The organism is Bradyrhizobium agreste (assembly GCF_016031625.1).
Classification (GTDB): Bacteria; Pseudomonadota; Alphaproteobacteria; order Rhizobiales; family Xanthobacteraceae; genus Bradyrhizobium; species Bradyrhizobium agreste.
The window spans coordinates 92,712-111,400 of record NZ_JACCHP010000005.1; the positions used below are offsets into that span (position 1 = coordinate 92,712).

Annotated in this window: 21 protein-coding genes; 11 read left to right on the forward strand and 10 right to left on the reverse strand. The window is 64.2% G+C overall.

Annotation, left to right across the window (positions count from 1 at the left end):
* Positions 1 to 77 precede the first annotated feature (77 nt).
* Complete coding sequence (locus HZZ13_RS08945) at positions 78 to 1,160, forward strand: COX15/CtaA family protein (protein ID WP_197959267.1); 1,083 nt, start codon at positions 78 to 80, stop codon at positions 1,158 to 1,160.
* Here the strand turns inward: HZZ13_RS08945 and HZZ13_RS08950 are convergent, their stop codons facing one another.
* The 4 genes from HZZ13_RS08950 to HZZ13_RS08965 form a co-directional block, all read right to left on the reverse strand.
* Positions 1,161 to 1,502 carry a hypothetical protein gene (locus HZZ13_RS08950; protein WP_197959486.1) on the reverse strand — a complete coding sequence of 114 codons (342 nt, stop codon included), beginning with the start codon at positions 1,500 to 1,502 and terminating at the stop codon, positions 1,161 to 1,163.
* Between the two features lie 186 nt (positions 1,503 to 1,688).
* A complete protein-coding gene (locus tag HZZ13_RS08955; RefSeq protein ID WP_197959268.1) occupies positions 1,689 to 2,969 on the reverse strand; it encodes an O-acetylhomoserine aminocarboxypropyltransferase in 1,281 nt (426 codons plus the stop codon).
* 137 nt (positions 2,970 to 3,106) lie between these two features.
* Positions 3,107 to 3,691 (reverse strand): CoA-binding protein, encoded by a 585-nt coding sequence (locus HZZ13_RS08960; RefSeq protein WP_197959269.1) that lies wholly within the window; start codon positions 3,689 to 3,691, stop codon positions 3,107 to 3,109.
* Between the two features lie 107 nt (positions 3,692 to 3,798).
* Positions 3,799 to 4,623 carry an enoyl-CoA hydratase gene (locus tag HZZ13_RS08965; RefSeq protein WP_197959270.1) on the reverse strand — a complete coding sequence of 275 codons (825 nt, stop codon included), beginning with the start codon at positions 4,621 to 4,623 and terminating at the stop codon, positions 3,799 to 3,801.
* Positions 4,624 to 4,708: 85 nt separating this feature from the next.
* On the opposite strand from HZZ13_RS08965, the gene HZZ13_RS08970 reads away from it, so the two are divergent.
* The 6 genes from HZZ13_RS08970 to HZZ13_RS08995 all read left to right on the forward strand — a co-directional run bounded on the left by HZZ13_RS08970 (position 4,709) and on the right by HZZ13_RS08995 (position 8,384).
* On the forward strand, positions 4,709 to 5,137 hold the full coding sequence (locus HZZ13_RS08970) for a PaaI family thioesterase (RefSeq protein ID WP_197959271.1): 429 nt from the start codon (positions 4,709 to 4,711) through the stop codon (positions 5,135 to 5,137).
* A gap of 156 nt (positions 5,138 to 5,293) precedes the next feature.
* The gene (gene rplM, locus HZZ13_RS08975) at positions 5,294 to 5,758 is read left to right on the forward strand and encodes a 50S ribosomal protein L13 (RefSeq protein ID WP_197949969.1); all 465 of its coding nucleotides are present in this window, start codon (positions 5,294 to 5,296) and stop codon (positions 5,756 to 5,758) included.
* Between the two features lies 1 nt (position 5,759).
* The gene (rpsI, locus tag HZZ13_RS08980; protein ID WP_028178828.1) at positions 5,760 to 6,239 is read left to right on the forward strand and encodes a 30S ribosomal protein S9; all 480 of its coding nucleotides are present in this window, start codon (positions 5,760 to 5,762) and stop codon (positions 6,237 to 6,239) included.
* Between the two features lie 230 nt (positions 6,240 to 6,469).
* Entirely contained in the window at positions 6,470 to 7,690 is a 1,221-nt protein-coding gene (locus HZZ13_RS08985) for a GGDEF domain-containing protein (RefSeq protein WP_197959272.1), read from the forward strand.
* A 60-nt stretch (positions 7,691 to 7,750) separates the two neighbouring features.
* On the forward strand, positions 7,751 to 7,987 hold the full coding sequence (locus HZZ13_RS08990) for a hypothetical protein (protein WP_197959273.1): 237 nt from the start codon (positions 7,751 to 7,753) through the stop codon (positions 7,985 to 7,987).
* Positions 7,988 to 8,087: 100 nt separating this feature from the next.
* Positions 8,088 to 8,384 carry an antibiotic biosynthesis monooxygenase family protein gene (locus HZZ13_RS08995; protein ID WP_025036647.1) on the forward strand — a complete coding sequence of 99 codons (297 nt, stop codon included), beginning with the start codon at positions 8,088 to 8,090 and terminating at the stop codon, positions 8,382 to 8,384.
* A gap of 82 nt (positions 8,385 to 8,466) precedes the next feature.
* Here HZZ13_RS08995 and HZZ13_RS09000 read toward each other — a convergent pair whose 3' ends face one another.
* On the reverse strand, positions 8,467 to 9,618 hold the full coding sequence (locus HZZ13_RS09000) for an AI-2E family transporter (RefSeq protein WP_197959274.1): 1,152 nt from the start codon (positions 9,616 to 9,618) through the stop codon (positions 8,467 to 8,469).
* Positions 9,619 to 9,832: 214 nt separating this feature from the next.
* Between HZZ13_RS09000 and HZZ13_RS09005 the strand changes: the two genes are divergently transcribed.
* Positions 9,833 to 10,606 (forward strand): gamma-glutamyl-gamma-aminobutyrate hydrolase family protein, encoded by a 774-nt coding sequence (locus HZZ13_RS09005; protein ID WP_197959275.1) that lies wholly within the window; start codon positions 9,833 to 9,835, stop codon positions 10,604 to 10,606.
* Positions 10,607 to 10,832: 226 nt separating this feature from the next.
* On the opposite strand, the gene HZZ13_RS09010 is transcribed toward HZZ13_RS09005, so the two are convergent.
* From HZZ13_RS09010 to HZZ13_RS09020, 3 genes are all read right to left on the reverse strand, one after another.
* The gene (locus tag HZZ13_RS09010; RefSeq protein ID WP_197959276.1) at positions 10,833 to 11,024 is read right to left on the reverse strand and encodes a thioredoxin domain-containing protein; all 192 of its coding nucleotides are present in this window, start codon (positions 11,022 to 11,024) and stop codon (positions 10,833 to 10,835) included.
* A 266-nt stretch (positions 11,025 to 11,290) separates the two neighbouring features.
* Positions 11,291 to 11,668, reverse strand: coding sequence for a PRC-barrel domain-containing protein (locus HZZ13_RS09015; protein WP_197959277.1), 378 nt, complete (start codon positions 11,666 to 11,668; stop codon positions 11,291 to 11,293).
* Between the two features lie 521 nt (positions 11,669 to 12,189).
* Positions 12,190 to 12,456: a helix-turn-helix domain-containing protein gene (locus HZZ13_RS09020; protein ID WP_283817142.1), complete on the reverse strand. Its 267-nt coding sequence runs from the start codon at positions 12,454 to 12,456 to the stop codon at positions 12,190 to 12,192.
* 166 nt (positions 12,457 to 12,622) lie between these two features.
* Here HZZ13_RS09020 and HZZ13_RS09025 point away from each other — a divergent pair, with 166 nt between their 5' ends.
* Positions 12,623 to 14,005 carry an NfeD family protein gene (locus HZZ13_RS09025; protein ID WP_197959278.1) on the forward strand — a complete coding sequence of 461 codons (1,383 nt, stop codon included), beginning with the start codon at positions 12,623 to 12,625 and terminating at the stop codon, positions 14,003 to 14,005.
* On the forward strand, positions 14,002 to 14,763 hold the full coding sequence (locus HZZ13_RS09030; protein WP_124158033.1) for a slipin family protein: 762 nt from the start codon (positions 14,002 to 14,004) through the stop codon (positions 14,761 to 14,763). The genes HZZ13_RS09025 and HZZ13_RS09030 overlap by 4 nt, the downstream gene beginning before the upstream one ends.
* A 143-nt stretch (positions 14,764 to 14,906) precedes the next feature.
* Here the strand turns inward: HZZ13_RS09030 and glnA are convergent, their stop codons facing one another.
* Positions 14,907 to 16,316: a type I glutamate--ammonia ligase gene (glnA, locus tag HZZ13_RS09035; RefSeq protein ID WP_197959279.1), complete on the reverse strand. Its 1,410-nt coding sequence runs from the start codon at positions 16,314 to 16,316 to the stop codon at positions 14,907 to 14,909.
* A 151-nt stretch (positions 16,317 to 16,467) separates the two neighbouring features.
* Positions 16,468 to 16,806 carry a P-II family nitrogen regulator gene (locus HZZ13_RS09040; protein WP_007603495.1) on the reverse strand — a complete coding sequence of 113 codons (339 nt, stop codon included), beginning with the start codon at positions 16,804 to 16,806 and terminating at the stop codon, positions 16,468 to 16,470.
* 381 nt (positions 16,807 to 17,187) lie between these two features.
* Between HZZ13_RS09040 and HZZ13_RS09045 the strand changes: the two genes are divergently transcribed.
* Positions 17,188 to 18,687, forward strand: coding sequence for an NAD(P)H-hydrate dehydratase (locus tag HZZ13_RS09045; protein WP_197959280.1), 1,500 nt, complete (start codon positions 17,188 to 17,190; stop codon positions 18,685 to 18,687).
* Positions 18,688 to 18,689 lie beyond the last annotated feature (2 nt).

Below are 18,689 nucleotides of genomic sequence, written 5' to 3' on the forward strand. Positions count from 1 at the left end.
CGCTTGAAATTAGGTCCTATAAGGGGCACGCAGTCCGGTTCAAGTCTCTTTGCCACAGGCTTGGTTTTGTCTTTGAAATGACGACGATTTCCGCCCCATCCGAGCCGCATCGCGCCGTGCGCTGGTGGCTGATCTGCGTGGCCGCGCTGATCGCGCTGATGGTGCTGGTCGGCGGCGCGACACGGCTGACGGAATCCGGCTTGTCGATCGTCGAATGGAAACCGGTCACTGGCACTGTTCCGCCGCTGTCGGAAGCGGCGTGGGCCGAGGCGTTCGAGGCCTACAAGAAGATCCCGCAATATCGCGAGCTCAATTCAGGCATGAGCCTGTCCGAGTTCAAGACGATCTTCTGGTGGGAGTGGAGCCACCGTTTGCTTGGCCGCTTCATCGGCGTCGCCTATCTGCTGCCGTTCCTGTTCTTCCTCTGGCGCGGCGGATTGTCGGGTGAGCTGAAGCGCAGGCTGTGGCTGCTGTTCGCGCTCGGCGGCCTCCAGGGGGCGGTCGGCTGGTGGATGGTGGCCTCGGGCCTCACGGCGCGGGTCGAGGTGTCGCAATATCGGCTGGCGACGCATCTTTTGCTCGCGCTCCTGATCTTCGCCGGCATCGTCTGGACGGTGCGGCGGCTCAAGGAGCGGCCGCAGATCGCAGCGCCCGCGCGGCTGAGATTCACGAGCGCTCTGCTGCTCGTGGTGACCTTCGTGCAGATCTATTTCGGCGCGCTGGTCGCGGGCCTGCGTGCCGGGCGCGCCTACAACACCTGGCCTGAGATCGACGGCGCGTTCATCCCCGCGGCGGAGCGGCTGTGGTTCGAGACGCCGTGGTGGCGCAACATGTTCGACAATGTGCTGACCGTGCAGTTCGAGCACCGCATGACCGCCTACGCGCTGTTCGTGCTGGCGCTGCTGCACGCGATCGACGCGGTGGGCTCGCGGGCAGGCGCGGCTGCCAGCGGCGCGCTGTGGCTGTTCGCGGCGGTGAGCGTGCAGGCGGTACTCGGCGTCCTCACGCTGCTCAACCAGGTGCCGATCGGTCTCGCGCTGACGCATCAGGCGGTTGCGATCGTGGTGTTGACGCTTGCAGTGATGCAGGTCGAGCGGCTGGCGTCACGACAGTCTGCGCAGGCGCAGCCGCGCGTGGTGCCCGTGAGTCAGCCCGGCTGATCAGCAATAGCCGTAGACGCCGCACGCATAGGGCAGGCGCCAGAAATAATCGACCTGCTTCCCGCCGTAATAGGCGCCCTGATAATCGTAGCTCCAGGGGCGGCCGTAATAGCCCGGCAGCGTGTGGGAGCCGGGCAGCAGCGGCGTGCCCGGCAGGTTGTGGATGTAGCTGCCGATGCCATAGGCCGGCGAGATCAGCGCATCCGGATCGGTCTCGACATAGACTTGTGGCGGGTCCGGCGGCGGCCCGGCCGCGCGCCGCTTGTACACCGGCAGATCGGCGGCCATGGCAGCCGGGACCATCAGCATCATAGCCAGGGCGGGCACCATCCAGCGCAGCATCATTGCCTCCGAATCAAAGGGGCGATCCAAAGACGATGTATGGGGCCGATATGGTTAATGAGGGTTAACCGGCGATCATGAATGTCATTCCGGGGCGGTGCAAAGCACCGAACCCGGAATCCAGAGGTTGCAGCATAACGTCGAGATTCCGGGTTCGCGCTACGCGCCCCGGAATGACGATGAGGATTACGCCGCCAGCGCCTGCTCCAGATCCGCAATCAGGTCTTCCTTGTCCTCGATGCCGATCGAGAGCCGGACCACGTCGGGGCCGGCGCCGGATTTGATCTTGGCAGCGTCGTCGAGCTGGCTGTGCGTGGTCGAGGCCGGATGGATCACCAGCGAGCGGGTGTCGCCGACATTGGCGAGGTGCGAGAACAGCTGCAGCTTCGACACCAGGCTGACGCCGGCGTCGTAGCCGCCCTTCAGGCTGAAGGTGAACACCGCGCCGGCGCCCCGCGGTGCGTATTTGCGCGCGAGCCGGTTGTACTTGTCGCTCGGTAGGCCGGCATAGCTCACCGAGGCCACCGCCGGATGGCCGGCGAGATATTCGGCAACGGCCTTGGCGTTGTCGCAGTGCTTCTGCATGCGCAGCGGCAGCGTCTCGATGCCGGTCAGGATCATGAACGCGTTGAACGGCGACAGCGCCGGGCCGAGGTCGCGAAGGCCGAGCACGCGGCAGGCGATCGCGAAGGCGAAATTGCCGAAGGTCTCCTGCAGCCGGATGCCGTGATATTCGGGGCGTGGCTCCGACAGCATCGGATATTTGCCCCCCGTGGACCAGTCGAAGGTGCCGGCATCGACGATGATGCCGCCGAGCGAGTTGCCGTGGCCGCCCAAAAACTTCGTCAGCGAGTGCACGACGATGTCGGCACCGTGGTCTATGGGGCGGATCAGATAGGGCGAGGCCAGCGTGTTGTCGACGATCAGCGGCACGCCCGCCTTGCGTGCCACCGTCGAGATCGCCTCGATGTCGGTGATGCTGCCGGCGGGATTGGCGATGGACTCGATGAAGATCGCCTTGGTGCGCGGCGTCACCGCCCGCTCGAAGCTCGCAACGTCGTCGGGATCGGCCCACACCACGTTCCAGCCAAAGCTCTTGAACGCGTGCGTGAACTGGTTGATCGAGCCGCCATAGAGTTTTCGCGCGGCGATGAATTCGTCGCCGGGCTGGAGCAACTGCTGCAACACCACGACCTGCGCGGCATGGCCCGAGGCCACTGCAAGCGCGGCGGTGCCGCCTTCGAGCGCGGCGACGCGCTCTTCCAGCACCGCATTGGTGGGATTGCCGATGCGGGTATAGATGTTGCCGAACGCCTGCAGGCCAAACAGCGAGGCGGCGTGGTCGGCATCGTTGAAGACGAAAGAGGTCGTTTGATAAATCGGAGTCGCGCGCGCGCCGGTGGTGGGGTCGGGCTGTGCACCGGCATGCACTGCGAGCGTTGAAAATCCCGGAAGGCGATCGCTCATTTGGGCGTCCTGTTCGCGTGGTCTGAAAATCGCGCGGCATGCTGATCGGCGCCGTGCCCGCCGTCAAGGCGCGGCTTCACATCGGGAGATCGTGCTTCGCATTGTCGCGTTCGCGAAACGAAACCTTCGCGATTGCGTCAGCTTTGCTCGGTCTTGTTCTTCGCAGCGCGATCCGATGCGGCGGTGTTGCCGCCGCCGACACTCATCCGATTGAGGGACAGCCGCATGCCCTGCGTCGGCGCCGGCGCGCGCTTGGAGCTGAGCGTGCGCGAATTCACGCCCATCCAGGAGATTTCGGACGACAGGCGGCCATATTCGATCTTGGGGCAGCGGTTCATGACCACCTTGATACCGACTGATTCCGCCTTCGCCGCCGCCGCGTCGTCGCGCGCGCCGAGCTGCATCCAGATCACCTTCGGCAGCGGGTTGAGCGTGAGCGCCTCCTCGACAACAGGCATGATGTGGCTGGAGTTGCGGAAGATGTCGATCATGTCGACGGGACGGCCGATGTCCGACAGCGACGCGACGAACGGCTTGCCGAGCAGCTCCTTGCCGACATGGCCGGGATTAACCGGGATCATGTCGTAGCCGCGCTGCATCAGGTATTTGAACGCGAAATAGCTCGGCCGCACGTTGACCGGCGAGGCCCCGACCATCGCGATCGATTTCACGCTGTTGAGGATGCCGCGGATGTAATTGTCGGGATAGGCGTCGTGGTTCATCTTTTTCTTTCTCTCGTCATTCCGGGGCGATGCGCAGCATCGAACCCGGAATCTCGAGATTCCGGGTTCGGCTCTGCGAGCCGCCCCGGAATGACAGTGCTAGTGTTTCACTCATCCCGCCATGTCGGCGCGCGCTTCTCGATGAAGGCCTTGATGCCTTCCTCGGCGTCGCGCGCCATCATGTTCTCGGTCATCACCTCTGCGGCATAGCGATAAGCGTCCGCAAGGCTCATGTCGGCCTGGCGGTAGAAGGCCTCCTTGCCGAGCTTGATCGTGTAGGCGGATTTCAACGCGACCTGTTGCGCAAGCTCGATCGCGGCGCCGAGTTCGGTGCCGGCGGGAACGACGCGATTGACGAGGCCGATCTCGTGGGCGCGTTCGGCCGTGACAGGCTCGCCCGTCAGCAGCATCTCCATGGCCTGCTTGCGCGGGACGTTGCGCGACAGCGCCACCATCGGCGTCGAGCAGAACAGGCCGATGTCGACGCCGGGTGTGGCGAACTTCGCCTCGTCCGATGCGATCGCGAGATCGCAGCTGGCGACGAGCTGGCAGCCCGCCGCGGTGGCGATGCCCTGAACGGCAGCGACCACGGGCTTGGGCAGACGCACGATCGCCTGCATCATGGCACTGCACGCCGTCATGATCTGCGCAAAATAAGCCCGGCCGCGATCCGCATCGGTGCGGCGCGCGGTCAGTTCCTTCAGGTCGTGGCCGGCGGAAAAAGCGGGGCCGTTGGCGGCGATGACGGCCGCACGGATGTGCTTGTCTTCCGCGATGGCGTTGAGGCTCGCATGCAGCTGTCCGATCATCGCCTCCGAGAGGCTGTTGCGCGCCGCTGGTCGGTTCAGTGTGAGCACAGCGACGCTGCCGACGATCTCGCGCAGCAGGATCGGCGATTGCGGGGAGGGAGCGCGGGCGGCGTGGACGGACATTGACGCGATTTCCGCTAAATGATTGCAATTGGATGACACCGATAACTTAATGTAACAGGGCACGCGAAGCGAGGGTGGGGACGGCATGGCGTTAGCGAAAATGAGCGTGGCGGAGCTGGAGCAGTTCCTCCGTGTCGAGTTTCCCCAGGCCTTCAGCGGTGACGACATCACGATCGAGAGCGCAGACGGCCAGACCAGCCTCTTGCGCCAGCGCTACAGCGAACGGATGCTGCGGCCCGGCGGAACCGTGTCCGGCCCGACGCTGATGGCGCTCGCGGATTTCGCGATGTACGTGGTGCTGCTGTCCGCGATCGGGCCGATCGGGCTCGCGGTCACCACCAATCTCAACATCAACTTCCTGCGCAAGGGCCAGCCCGGGCAGGACGTGCTGGCCGAGGCCCGGCTGCTCAAGCTCGGCAAGCGCCTTGCGGTCGGGGAGGTGAACCTCTTGTCCGGAACCTCAGCCGACCCGATCGCCCATGTCACCTCGACCTATTCCATTCCAAATGTTTGAGCTTTTTGCAGGTAATATCGCACCATATTTTTAAGTCATTGATTTTACGCGACTAATTTCCGTTCTGAGGCATTGACCGTTGCGCCGCTCTTCTCTAGAAACCCGCGCAGTCCGGCGCGGTGTTCGCGCCGATGTCTCCCTCACGGAAATTCTGACATGAAAACCTTTTCGGCAAAGCCGGCCGAGGTGACGAAGAAGTGGGTGCTGATCGACGCCAAGGGTCTGGTCGTCGGCCGTCTCGCCACCATCGTCGCCATGCGCCTGCGCGGCAAGCACCTCCCGACCTACACCCCGCACGTCGATTGCGGCGACAACGTCATCATCATCAACGCGCAGCATGCGGTCCTCACCGGTCGCAAGCGCGAGCAGAAGACCTACTATAAGCACACCGGTTACGTCGGCCACGTCAAGGAGCGCACCGCGCGTCAGATCCTCGAGGGCCGTCATCCCGAGCGGGTGCTCGAGAAGGCCATCGAGCGCATGATCCCGCGTGGTCCGCTCGGCCGCGTCCAGATGGGCAACTTGCGCGTCTACGGCGGGGCTGATCATCCGCACGAGGCGCAGCAGCCCGAGAAGATCGACATCGCCAAGTTGAACCGCAAGAACATGAGGGCCGCATAACATGGCCGAATCCATCCAGTCGCTCGACCAGCTCTCGCAGCTCAAGACGGCGGCCGCGCCCGAGGCGCCCAAGCACGAGAAGAAGGTCGACAAGTTCAACCGCGCCTATGCGACCGGCAAGCGCAAGGACGCGGTCGCCCGGGTCTGGATCAAGCCGGGTGCCGGCAAGGTCACCGTCAACTCGCGCGAGGTCGAGGTCTATTTCGCCCGTCCCGTGCTGCGCATGATGATCGAGCAGCCGTTCTCCGTGGCCCAGCGTTCGGGCCAGTACGACGTGATCTGCACCGTCGCCGGTGGCGGTCTGTCCGGCCAGGCCGGCGCGGTCCGTCACGGCATCTCCAAGGCGCTCACCTATTTCGAGCCGGAGCTGCGCGGCGTGCTCAAGAAGGGCGGCTTCCTCACCCGCGACTCGCGCGTGGTCGAGCGCAAGAAGTACGGCAAGGCCAAGGCCCGCCGCTCCTTCCAGTTCTCGAAGCGTTAATCGCTTCTGTCGCATTCGCCGCGAAAGCGGCTTCAATGAGATGCAAAAGGGCGCTGATTTCAGCGCCCTTTTTGTTGTTCGTTTGTATGCAAATTCATAGCGTGTTTCCCGAAAACTTAGGGATCGGCGAAAACCTGAATGGAACCCGCTGCGACCTAGCGTCGCTTTCGGAAGGGCGCGCAAATCGGCTGGGCCGATCGCGTAACTGCTATGTTCTAGAGGGGGCCGACATGATGTCGCTCGATAGCATCACGCTCTATTTGGTCGCCACCATGGTCGCCGCACTGCTCGGCGCCATGATGGTGTTTTTCGGCAAGCAGGAGAACAGCCCGGCGCTGAAATGGTGGGGCACCGCCTATCTGCTCGGTGCCGTCTCCGTCGCGCTATGGACCGCGGCGGGGGACAGGCTGGGCCCGCAAATTTGCCTCGCACTGAACGCCGTCGGTTTCGTCGCCTGCGGCATGGTCTGGAACGCGGCGCGCGTCTTCCACGGCCGCAAGCCGAACTGGCCGGGGCTCGTCCTCGGCGCGCTCGCCTGGGTCGCAGCTGCGACGCTGCTCGATCCCACAGCGTCGATGCTGCGCATGCTCGTCGGCGCCGGCATCGTCTCGGTGTACGCGGCGCTGACTGCGAGCGAGCTCTGGACCGAACGGCGCAAGAGCGTGCAACGGCGCTGGCCCGCCTTCGTGATGCCGGTGATGCACGGCTGCGTGTTGATGCTGCCGATCCTGATCGGCAGCTTCCTGCGCCCGCATGATGCCGGCTTCTCCGCCAGCATCTGGGTCACCGTGTTCGCGGTCGAGCTCATCCTCTATGCCGTCGGTACCGTGTTCGTGATCTTCATGCTGGTGTCGGAACGCACCGTCACCGCGCACCGGACTGCGGCATCGACCGATCCCTTGACCGGCATGCTCAACCGGCGCGGCTTCTCGGAGGCCTGTGCGCGCGTGATCGAGCGCGAGGCCAAGGCCGGGCGGCCGGTGACCGTCATGATCTTCGACATCGACCACTTCAAGTCGATCAACGACCGCTTCGGCCATCCCGCGGGCGATGAGATGCTGAAGCTGTTCTCGACCGTCGTGGTCAGCAACTTGCGCATCTCCGACCTGTCCGGCCGCATCGGCGGCGAGGAGTTCGCCGCGCTATTGCCGTGCGCGCTGGAGGAGGGCGTGCTTGTCGCCGAGCGCGTGCGCGAGGCGTTCGAGACCTCCGGCGTCGTCGTCGACGAAGGTCCGGTCGATACCACCGTCAGCATCGGCGTTGCCGGAGGTCCGGCCGGCACCGAACTCGAGGTGCTGCTGGCCTCGGCGGACACCGCGCTCTACCAGGCCAAGCGCGGCGGCCGCAACCGCGTCGAGGCGGCCGAGGAGCTGCCGCTGTCGCTGGAGAACTGGCGACGCCAGAGCGCGGCGCGGGCCGGCGCATCGCAGGCGCGCCCGGCCACCGCGTGAGAATGCAGGGCGGGCTTGCGGTAAATCTCTGTTTACCATTCGATCCCTACCATCGTGGCCATGGAATCGATCCGTCGACAGAATCCGCAAGCCGCCCTGATGTCGCTCGAGGCCGAGGCTGCCTCGGCCCGCGGCGGTTTCGCCTGTCTGTTCTCCACCGCGGATGAATACGAGACGGCGCTGATCTCCGAGCGCCGCGCGCAAGGACGCTACACGCAGCACCGCAGCTACTGGCCGTTCGTGTTGTTCGCGGGTTGTGCGCTGATCGTGACGGGCACCGTCCTGCTGTTTGCCTGACGTATCAGCAATTTGGCCGGGCAGGGCGCCGTTTCGGCGCCTTTTTCTTTGGCGCCGGCTACGCTAGACACGGGCATCGAACAAACAGGGTGGAAAGCCGATGATCACCGAGATCGCGCAAATCGATGTCAAGCCGGGCAGCGAGAAGGACTTCGAGGCGGCCGTTGCCAAGGCCAAGGCCGCTTTCGGCCGCTCCAAGGGCTTTCACGGCTTCGAGCTGCACAAGTCGATCGAGAAGCCGCAGCGTTACCGGCTGATGGTGAAATGGGCGACGCTGGAGAACCACACCGTGGACTTCCGCGGCTCGGAGAATTTCACGGAATGGCGCGGCCTGGTCGGCCAGTATTTTGCCGCGCCTCCCGAGGTCGAGCACACCGAGACCGTGCTAACGACCTGAGGCTTTATGTCGGGAGCATGATCTTGTCGGAAAACCGCTCCACACTTTGCGCTAACGCGGCCCTTCGGGTCCGGATCATGCTCTAGGCCGCCTCCGCTAGAGCCGGCGCCTCATACGTCTTGACATGGTCGATCATGACCTTGGCGATCGCGACCAGCGGGAGCGCCAGCGCCAGGCCCCAGATGCCGAACACGACGCCGAGCAGGATCTGGAACGCGAACAGCGTGGCCGGCGGGATGTCGAGTGCCTGCCGCTGCAGGATCGGCGTCAGCACGTAGCTTTCCATGGCGTGCACGCCCATGAAGAGCAGAAACGCCGATAGCGCCGCGATCCAGCCCGAGGCGAGGCTCGCCAGCACCACGACGACGCCGGCGATGATGGCTCCGACGGTCGGGATGAAGGCCAGGAGGCCCGCCTGGATCCCTAAGATGAATGCGCCGGGGATGCCGATGACGGCAAGTCCTATCCAGGTCACGGCGCCGACCGCGATCATGACGATGATCTGGGCGATCAGCCAGCGCTCGAGCGTTTCGGCGATACGGTCGATGACGAGGGCGACACGGGTGCGGTGCCGCGCCGGCGCCAGGAACAGCAGGCCGTCATGATAGACGCTGGGCTGGGCGGCGAAGGCGAGGCCCAGGAACAGCACGATGAAGATGTTGCCGACGCCGTGAATGGTGCCGAGCAGCAGCTTGAGGGTCTGGCTCACGATCGCCCCGCCGCTCGAGGCGAGCGTGCCGGCACTAGGCAGCGGCGGCCGCGAAGGCGTTGCCGGCGCGGGCGTCGCCTCCGAGGACGCGTTGGTTGCGGACTCCGGCGCAGCGTTGCCGAGATCGAAGAAGCTGGTGTCGATGCCGTGGTTCTCGAGGAAGGACCTGACATTGGTGATCTGCGACTTGATGGTCTTGCTCAGGAGGGAGGCCTGTTCGGCAATGGTGGCGCCGCCGAGATAGGCGACGCCCGCCAGCAGCAGAGCGAGCGCGACGCACACGATAGCAAGCCGCATTGTGTGAGGCAGCTGGACCCGGCGACCGAGCGCATTGACCAGCGCGTTGAGACCGAGCCCGAGCAGCATGCCGGTGAAGATCAGCAGCAGGGTGGCCGCAAAATACCAGGTGAAGGCGAGCAGCGCGGTGAACAGCACGACGCCGATGCCTCCGACTGTGATCGCCCAGGCCTGATCCCGCGCGAGGTCGGCACGGGCGCGGGATCGTTCATCTGCGGGAAAGGTCACATCGTATCCTGTCTCTTGGTGGCGGCAATTGGGGCACTCTTTCGCGAAATCCCGGCAGGGATCAAGCGGCGCGCACCGGTTCGGGTGCCGGCCCGGTCCAGGCCCGGCATTTGCGCGAAAATAGCATTGCCGTCCCGCGATCCCCTCTGTTGAATTTGTTCCATCGGAGGGGCATGTTCGGGGAATCTTCTTATCAGGAGGCGCGGAACGACAGATGAGAAAGCCGGTCGTCGGCGTGATCGGGAATTCCCATCGCGTCGAAAATCGATTTCAGGTCCAGATGGTTGGCGAGCGAAACCTGCGCGCCGTGGCCGAAGTCTCCGGCGGCTTGCCGCTGATGTTCGCAGGCTCGCCCGACATCACCGATATCCCGGCGCTGCTCGATACCGTGGACGGCATCATCCTGACCGGGGCCCGGGCCAACGTTCACCCGACCCGCTTCAACGTCGATCCCTGCGAAAAGCACGAGCCCTACGACATCCACCGCGACGAGGTCGCTCTGGCGCTTTCGGTCGCCTGCGTCGCCCGCGGCATCCCGCTGTTCGGCATCTGCCGCGGCCTGCAGGAGATGAACGTCGCCTTCGGCGGCTCGCTGCATCCCGAGATCCGCGAGATCCCCGGCCGCATGAACCACCGCATGCCCCGGCTCGAGAACGGCGAGATCCATCCTGATCCGACCGTGGTGTTCGCCGATCGTCACGACGTCGAGCTGACGCCTGGCGGCGCCTTCGCCACGATTCTCGGCTGCGAGAAGATCCGGGTCAATTCGCTGCACGGGCAGGGCATCCTGGAGCCGGGCAAACGCGTGCTGATCGAGGGCATCGCCGAGGACGGCACCATCGAGGCGATCCGCATCGCGGACGCCCCGAGCTTTGCGCTCGGCGTGCAATGGCACGCGGAGTACGACCCGCAGCACAATCCAATCAACCGCAAGCTGTTCGAGGCCTTTGGCGAGGCGATGGTGACAAGGCAGAAGGCGGCGGCGTAGGCGGAGCGCGCAGCGAGAGGACTTCGGGCAGTCACTCGGCCAGTGACTTCACGCTCGTTTCCCGGACAAGCTGCAACGCGTGAGCGTTGCTGCGCAGAGCCGGGACCCAGGGCCCCTCGTGCGACATGGGCCCCGGCTCGATGGGCGCGTGTATGCCACAAATCCGAAATTCGGAAGGGAGGCCGATCCCGATTTTGCTGGAGCGCAGGTAGCTCGCGAGTGGCCATTATCCGTTCAAAGCCGCGCGGCCCTGCGCGGTAATGCGGTATTCGGTGTCGCCCGATGCTTGGGGGATTGCCTCAACCAGGCCAGACTCTACCAGGCGCGCGACGAGCTCGTGATCGAACAGCGGAGTGCTGATCCACGGTTCGGAAGTTAACTGCTGCAGAAACGCGCGTTCGATTTCGGTCAGGTCCACGGCTTGCCTCTCCGAGGATAACTCGACGGGCATCAGTGCCGTTCCGCTTCAGCAAGCGGGACAAACGGGTGATCTCGGCGGCTAACCTCAACGACACACCCGCCGCAAGGCGGGCCGCCTCAATTGGCCCCTTTGCAGGTCAGCACCAAACCTTGCGACAAGAACCACTAGCGCCGATTGCCAGGATCAAATCCGACCGCATCCCATGGGGGCTGGCCGGTCAGTTCAGGCACTCATCACCGAGATCTTCAAGGCGCCGGCTGGCGTTATAGGCCGCCTCGCCCTTCCCAGTAGGTGGGCATCCCATAATACCGGTGGGTTCGCGTTTCCCAGTCTCGATCTTCCCAGGAATCATCGCTGAACTCAGGCGCGTCTCTCAGCTGTTGCTCGGTGATTTGGGTTCGAAAACCGTCAAGCGACGTATCATATGTCAGAGCGCCCCAGGGAATGGGGTAGTGGCTGTGGCCCAAGCCAACAAATCCACCAAAGCTCATGACGGCATAGGCCACGCGGCCTGACACCTTGTCGATGATGAGGTGATCAATCTCACCGATATTCGTTCCATCAGCTCCATAAACCTTCGTTCCCTGAACGTCCTCGCTCGAGATGCAGTGATGATCCGGGTGGGCTGTTGCGCGGGCCATGACTTTGTCTCCTTCACAGATGGTTTTGCTGGCTTAACTCGGCCGCCACGGCGGTGTTCCTGGCCAGGAGAACATGCCGCAGCTCGATCACCAACCTAGCGTCGCTGACATCAATTGTAGCAACCCAGCCCTGGTCGTTCCGTCCTCCGAGAACAAGCGCCGGACTCGCACAGACGTCAGGGTTGAGCCCTTGCGAAACCCGGTCCCTGCTTTGCGGCAGGTACAGCGATCTGGGGGTGATGGTGCACTATCCCGGACGGAATAAACCAATCGGTAGGAATTGCTCCGACGCGATTTTCGCGGCTCTGATTTGTTCTTCGGGAACGAACTGGAGTCGGATGCAGAACGAAAGCTGAAGGCTCCGTGGCGCAAGGTCTATCTCTACCGTGTCGAATCGGTGAAGCGCTCAGGCGGCCGTCTGGCCTCAGCCCGATCCAGCTCGTTCAACTCGGCTTCGCCGCAGAACGAAGTCATGGAAGCGCAACCGGTGTTGCCGCAAAGGAGGCCGATGTCGGCCTGCCTCACACCGCCCGCTCCATCCGTCGCGCGCGATAGGTTTGCGGTGACATTAGTGTCAGCTTGCGGAACGCCTTGCCAAAGCTACTCTCGTCCTCGTAGCCGGCGGCGCGCGCGATGGTCTTGATCGGCTGCGTCGTCGATTCCAGCAGCGTGCGCGCGTGCTCGACACGGCGACGCATGAGGAAAGATTGCGGCGGCTCGTGCGTGAGTTCTTGGAATTTGCGGTTCAGCGTACGCTCGCTGAGACCGAGCGCGTCGGCCTGGTGCAGGGCGGATCAGGCTTCGGCATGGTCCGCCACTGCGTCCGCTCAGCCGATCACATCGCCATCCTGCATGGGCATTCCCATTGCGTTGCACAATCGCAATGTTGATCCCCACGCGCAGCATTGAGGTTCATGAGAAGAATACCATATGCTCCGCAAGGGAGCCCGTGCCGTGCAGACCATGAAGGCGGCCCTCGTTGCGGCGATCACCGTCGTGGCTTTGATCTGCTGCCTCCTTCCCAGCTCAGCGGAGGAGAGCAGCCGTGTTGCCCTGGTTGTTTCGATCGACGGGGCGGTTGGCCCGGCGTCAGCCAGCTACGTGCGGGAGGCTTTGGCCACGGCGAGCGAACGGCGCGCCGAGGTCGTGCTTCTGAGAATGAACACGCCCGGCGGGCTCAATTCCAGCATGCGCGAGATCATCGCGGATGTGCTCGCCTCGCCGGTCCCTGTCATTGGCTACGTCGCTCCCTCCGGCGCCCACGCGGCGAGTGCGGGGACCTATATCCTTTATGCGACCCACATCGCGGCGATGGCACCAGGTACCAACATCGGTGCAGCGACGCCGGTCCAGATTGGCGGGCCGCTGCCGGGCCTGCCGAGCGCCGCACCCGACAAGGATGGCAAAGACAAGAAGGATGAGCCGAAGGACGCGATGACGGCGAAGGCCACAAACGATGCCGTCGCCTTCATCCGCAGCCTTGCCGAGCTGCGCAACCGCAATGCGGACTGGGCGGAGAAGGCGGTCCGCGAGGCCGCAACACTCTCTGCCAACGGCGCGCTAGGGGCGCATGCCATTGATCTCGTCGCGCGCGATCAGGCTGAATTGCTGCGGCAGGTGGATGGCCGTGTGGTAGAGCTCGCAGGCGGCAGGACGCAACGCCTCGCAACAAAGGATGCTGTCGTCGAAGCCATCGAGCCCGGACGGATATCCCGGTTCCTGGCGGTCATCACCGACCCGAACGTGGCGTTCATTTTGCTGATGGTCGGCATCTACGGCCTGATCTTCGAGTTCATGTCTCCCGGAGCCGTCGCCCCGGGAGTCGCCGGCGCGATCTGCCTGCTGATCGGCCTCTATGCGCTCAATTTGCTGCCGATCAACTATGCCGGCCTCGCCCTGATGCTGGTGGGACTCGTGCTTCTCACCGTCGAAGCCTTCAACCCGACCGTGGTGATCGGCTTCGGCGGGATCATCGCTTTCGTGCTGGGAGCAATGATGCTCTTCAGGAGCGAGGCGCCTGGGTACCAACTGTCGTGGTGGGTGATCGGCACCGCTGCGGTCGTGTTCAGCGGCTTTGCTCTGGTCGTGCTTGGTTCGCTTCGGCGCGTCCGCAAAGCTCCTGCGCGGGTCGGCGCACAGGCCATGCGCGGCTTGCCCGCCGAGGTTCTCGACTGGAACGGGAACGAAGGTCATGTCTTCGCCCATGGTGAGCGCTGGCAGGCGCGCGGCGCCGAAACCTTCATGCCCGGAGAGACGGTGGAGGTCGCCAATGTCGTCGACCTGACGCTGCTGATACGCCGCACACCCGCCCGGACGGGCGAGGGAGGTACATCATGATGCTGGAATATCTGACGTATGCGGCGCTTGCGCTGCTTGTCATCGTGTTTCTATCCCAGGCTATTCGAATCCTGCGCGAATACGAGCGCGGCGTCGTCTTCACGCTCGGCCGCTTTACCGGTGTGAAGGGTCCGGGCCTCATCCTCCTCATTCCGATCGTGCAGCAACTCGTCAAGGTCGATCTGCGGGTGATGGTGCAGGTGGTGCCGCCGCAGGACGTGATTTCGCGAGACAACGTCTCCGTCAAGGTCAACGCCGTCCTGTACTTCCGCATCGTCGACCCCGAGCGCGCCATCATCAAAGTCGGTGACTACATGGCGGCGACCAGCCAGCTCGCCCAGACCACGTTGCGTTCGGTGCTCGGCAAGCATGAGCTCGACGAGATGCTTGCCGAGCGCGACAGGTTGAACGCCGATATCCAGGAGATCCTCGACAAGCAGACTGACGTCTGGGGCATCAAGGTCACCGGCATAGAGATCAAGGACGTCGATATCAATGAAACCATGGTTCGCGCGATTGCCAAACAGGCTGAGGCGGAGCGCCTGCGGCGGGCCAAGGTGATCAATGCGATGGGCGAGCAGCAGGCCGCCGAAAAGCTCGTCGAAGCCGGCCGGATCCTGGCGCAGGAGCCTCAGGCAATGCAGCTGCGTTACTTCGCGGCGCTGCACGACATCGCCGGTGAACGCTCGTCGACCGTGGTGTTTCCGCTTCCCACCGGCCTGCTCGACCATTTGATGCCGCGGCCTAACAACCCGTAACAGAAAGCGGAGGTGCTGATCGCGAGCGGCGTCACTGCTCCGGCCGAGCTGCAGCGGCGACGTGGTAGCGGTCGAGACTTCTCAAACGAAAAGGCGCCTCCTTCCGGAAGCGCCTTTTGCCTGTCTCGTCCTGAGCGGGCCGCTCAGCCCGAATAGTACATGTCGAACTCGACCGGGTGCGGGGTCATCTCGAAGCGCTCGACCTCGGTCATCTTCAGCTCGATATAGGCGTCGATGAAGTCGTCGTCGAACACGCCGCCGGCCTTGAGGAAGGCGCGGTCCTTGTCGAGGTTTTCAAGCGCCTCGCGAAGCGAGCCGCACACGGTCGGAATCTGCTTCAGCTCTTCCTTCGGCAGGTCGTAGAGGTCCTTGTCCATCGCTGGGCCCGGATCGATCTTGTTCTTGATGCCGTCGAGGCCGGCCATCAGCATCGCGGCGAAGCCGAGATAGGGATTGGCGAGCGGATCGGGGAAGCGCACCTCGACGCGCTTGGCCTTCGGCGAAGCGGTGTAGGGGATGCGGCAGGAGGCCGAGCGGTTGCGCGCGGAATAGGCGAGCAGCACGGGGGCCTCATAGCCCGGGACCAGACGCTTGTAGGAGTTGGTCGACGGGTTGGTGAAGGCGTTGATCGCCTTGGCGTGCTTGATGATGCCGCCGATATACTGCAGGCAGGTCTCCGACAGATCGGCGTACTTGTTGCCGGCGAACACCGGCTTGCCGTCCTTCCAGATCGACTGGTGCACGTGCATGCCCGAGCCGTTGTCGCCGAAGACCGGCTTCGGCATGAAGGTGGCGGTCTTGCCGTAGATGTGCGCGACCTGGTGGATGCAGTACTTGTAGATCTGGATGTGGTCGGCCATCAGCGTGAGCGTGTCGAACTTCATGCCGAGCTCGTGCTGGGCGGAAGCGACCTCGTGGTGATGCTTCTCGACCTTGACGCCCATCTTGGCCATGGCACCCAGCATCTCCGAGCGCATGTCCTGCACGGAGTCCTGCGGCGGAACCGGGAAATAGCCGCCCTTGGTGCGGACGCGGTGGCCGAGATTGCCGCCTTCATATTCGGTGTCGGAGTTGGTCGGCAGCTCCGAGGAGTCGAGGCGGAAGCCGGTGTTGTAGGGGGTGGCCGAGAAGCGCACGTCGTCGAACACGAAGAACTCGGCTTCGGGGCCGACGAACACGGCGTCGCCCACGCCCATCGACTTCACCATCGCCTCGGCCTTCTTGGCGATGCCGCGGGGGTCGCGGTTGTAGGGCTCGCCGGTGGTCGGCTCGAGCACGTCGCAGGTGATGACCATGGTGGTCTCGGCGAAGAACGGGTCGATCGTCGCGGTCACCGGATCGGGCATCAGGCACATGTCGGACTCGTTGATCGCCTTCCAGCCGGCGATTGAGGAGCCGTCGAACATCGTCCCTTCGGCGAAGATGTCTTCATCGATCATGCTGACGTCGAACGTGACGTGCTGCCACTTGCCGCGCGGATCGGTGAAGCGCAGGTCGACGTACTTCACGTCGTTGTCCTTGATCGATTTCAGGACGTCTTTGGCGGTCTTCATGCATACCCCTTATGGCTCTGCGGGTCGGTTTCCAGGTGAGCAGGATTGTTCTCGCTTTTGGCGAGTTCGCGCGACCGCACAAACGAAATCAGGCCGCCGAAGCAGCCTTATTTCTTGTCAGAGTGTCGCAAAATGCGGGATAGCACCCGGCTCAGATAGCGTCCAGCCCGGATTCGCCGGTTCGGATGCGGATCGCTTCTTCGATGTTGGAGACGAAAATCTTGCCGTCGCCGATGCGGCCGGTCTGCGCGGCGCGCCGGATCGCGTCGATGGCGCGCTCGACCAGATCGTCGCCGATCACGATCTCGATTTTGACCTTGGGCAGGAAGTCGACGATGTATTCTGCGCCGCGGTAAAGTTCGGCGTGCCCCTTCTGCCGGCCAAAGCCCTTGGCCTCGGTGACGGTGATGCCCTGGAGACCGACTTCCTGAAGCGCTTCCTTCACCTCGTCGAGCTTGAATGGCTTGATGATGGCTTCGATCTTCTTCACTGCGCGACTCCCGGCCTTTCGATCCAATAGCAACGTCTTCGTCAGGACGCGCATTTCTCAACGCACGATCTTGTCTTCTCTATGCCGGGATCCCTGACCAGTCCGGCAACAACGGCCGGCCACGCCCTTCAAGATGTCAGTGAGCACGACGAACCGAAGCGGCTTCCTCGAAAGCAGGGTCTATGCCAAGTTGCAAATGCCCTGGTTATCGGAGCGTTATCAGCCCTTTAACGAGCATCTCTGAGTGATGGTGCCGACCTGCGCAAAATACCGAAGACTACGAAATAGGCAAACGGTTCAATTTGTGTGCAGATCGACGTTCCCGCCGCCGGATCGGCGCCAAAAATGCCTGTTCATGAGGCTTTTGTACTAGGAAGTGGCATGGAAGTTCTGACCAACGCCGAAATGCAGCGCGCCGACCAGCTCGCCATCGCGGCCGGCACGCCCGGTTTCAAGCTGATGCTGAGCGCCGGCCAGGCGGTCGCCGAGGCCGCCCGTGGCTTGGTGGAGGAGGGGCCGATCCTGATCGTGGCCGGACCCGGCAACAATGGCGGGGACGGCTTCGTCGCCGCCGCCGAGCTCGCCGCGCAGGGGCGCGAGGTCTCGGTGATCCTGATGTGCGAGCGCGACCAGCTCCAGGGCGATGCCGCTTCCGCCGCGCGCGGCTGGAAGCATCCGGTGCTGCCGTTCAACCCGCAGGCGATCGGCAGACCTGCGCTGATCATCGATGCGCTGTTCGGCGCGGGCCTCAGCCGCTCTATCGGGGGCGAGGCGCGGGAGATGATCGAGGCGATCAACGCCAACGGTGCTCCGGTGCTGGCGGTGGATTTGCCGAGCGGCATCAACGGCACTAGCGCGGCCGTGATGGGCGTGGCGGTGAACGCCACCGAGACCGTGACCTTCTTCCGCAAGAAACCGGCGCACCTGCTGCTGCCCGGGCGTGTGCATTGCGGCCGCGTGCGCGTTGCCGACATCGGCATCGATGCGCAGGTGCTGGAGAAGATCGCGCCGCAGACCTTCGAAAATGATCTGGATGTCTGGGGCGGGGCCTTTCCGGTCCCGCGCATCGACGGCCACAAATACGCGCGCGGCCACGTGCTCGCGGTCTCGGGCGACGCAGCCGCAACCGGCGCGGCGCGGCTCGCCGCCCGCGGCGCACTGCGCGCCGGTGCAGGCCTCGTGACGCTGGCGAGCCCGCGCGATGCGCTCGCGATCAACGCGAGCGCGCTCACCGCGGTAATGGTGCGCCCCGTCGACAGCGCGATCGAGTTCGGCGAGCTGCTCGGCGACAAGCGCTACAACACCTGCATCATCGGTCCCGGTGCGGGCATCGGTGAGCGCACCTGCGACATGGTCCACACCGCGCTTGCCGCACAACGGCATCTGGTGCTGGACGCGGACGCGCTGACCAGCTTTGCGGCAACACCAGAGCACCTGTTTGAAGCGATCAAATCCTCGCAGGACAACGCGGTGGTGCTGACCCCGCATGAAGGCGAGTTCCCGCGCCTGTTCTCCGACCTCAGCAACAAGCATCCCGGCCGCTCCAAGCTCGAGCGCGTCCGCACCGCCGCCGAGCGCTCCGGCGCCGTCGTGCTGCTGAAGGGCCCGGACACCACCGTCGCCGCCCCCGACGGCCGCGCCACCATCGCCACCAATGCGCCGCCCTGGCTCGCCACGGCCGGCGCCGGCGACGTGCTGTCCGGGATCATCGCCGGGCTCTTGGCGCAGGGCGTGCCGGCGTTCGAGGCCGCCAGCATCGGCGTCTGGATGCACGGCGAGGCGGCGAGCGAAGCCGGCCCGGGTCTGATCGCGGAGGATCTGGCCGAGACGCTGCCGGCCGTGCACCGGCGGATCTATGATGTGCTGGGCGTGGAGTACTGAAC

Excerpts from the sequence above, each read along its gene's own strand:
- HZZ13_RS08945 (WP_197959267.1), top strand. The coding sequence starts at position 78 with ATGACGACGATTTCCGCCCCATCCGAGCCGCATCGCGCCGTGCGCTGG.
- HZZ13_RS08950 (WP_197959486.1), bottom strand. The coding sequence starts at position 1,502 with ATGCTGCGCTGGATGGTGCCCGCCCTGGCTATGATGCTGATGGTCCCG.
- HZZ13_RS08955 (WP_197959268.1), bottom strand. The coding sequence starts at position 2,969 with ATGAGCGATCGCCTTCCGGGATTTTCAACGCTCGCAGTGCATGCCGGT.
- HZZ13_RS08960 (WP_197959269.1), bottom strand. The coding sequence starts at position 3,691 with ATGAACCACGACGCCTATCCCGACAATTACATCCGCGGCATCCTCAAC.
- HZZ13_RS08965 (WP_197959270.1), bottom strand. The coding sequence starts at position 4,623 with ATGTCCGTCCACGCCGCCCGCGCTCCCTCCCCGCAATCGCCGATCCTG.
- HZZ13_RS08970 (WP_197959271.1), top strand. The coding sequence starts at position 4,709 with ATGGCGTTAGCGAAAATGAGCGTGGCGGAGCTGGAGCAGTTCCTCCGT.
- rplM (WP_197949969.1), top strand. The coding sequence starts at position 5,294 with ATGAAAACCTTTTCGGCAAAGCCGGCCGAGGTGACGAAGAAGTGGGTG.
- rpsI (WP_028178828.1), top strand. The coding sequence starts at position 5,760 with ATGGCCGAATCCATCCAGTCGCTCGACCAGCTCTCGCAGCTCAAGACG.
- HZZ13_RS08985 (WP_197959272.1), top strand. The coding sequence starts at position 6,470 with ATGATGTCGCTCGATAGCATCACGCTCTATTTGGTCGCCACCATGGTC.
- HZZ13_RS08990 (WP_197959273.1), top strand. The coding sequence starts at position 7,751 with ATGGAATCGATCCGTCGACAGAATCCGCAAGCCGCCCTGATGTCGCTC.
- HZZ13_RS08995 (WP_025036647.1), top strand. The coding sequence starts at position 8,088 with ATGATCACCGAGATCGCGCAAATCGATGTCAAGCCGGGCAGCGAGAAG.
- HZZ13_RS09005 (WP_197959275.1), top strand. The coding sequence starts at position 9,833 with ATGAGAAAGCCGGTCGTCGGCGTGATCGGGAATTCCCATCGCGTCGAA.
- HZZ13_RS09015 (WP_197959277.1), bottom strand. The coding sequence starts at position 11,668 with ATGGCCCGCGCAACAGCCCACCCGGATCATCACTGCATCTCGAGCGAG.
- HZZ13_RS09030 (WP_124158033.1), top strand. The coding sequence starts at position 14,002 with ATGATGCTGGAATATCTGACGTATGCGGCGCTTGCGCTGCTTGTCATC.
- glnA (WP_197959279.1), bottom strand. The coding sequence starts at position 16,316 with ATGAAGACCGCCAAAGACGTCCTGAAATCGATCAAGGACAACGACGTG.
- HZZ13_RS09045 (WP_197959280.1), top strand. The coding sequence starts at position 17,188 with ATGGAAGTTCTGACCAACGCCGAAATGCAGCGCGCCGACCAGCTCGCC.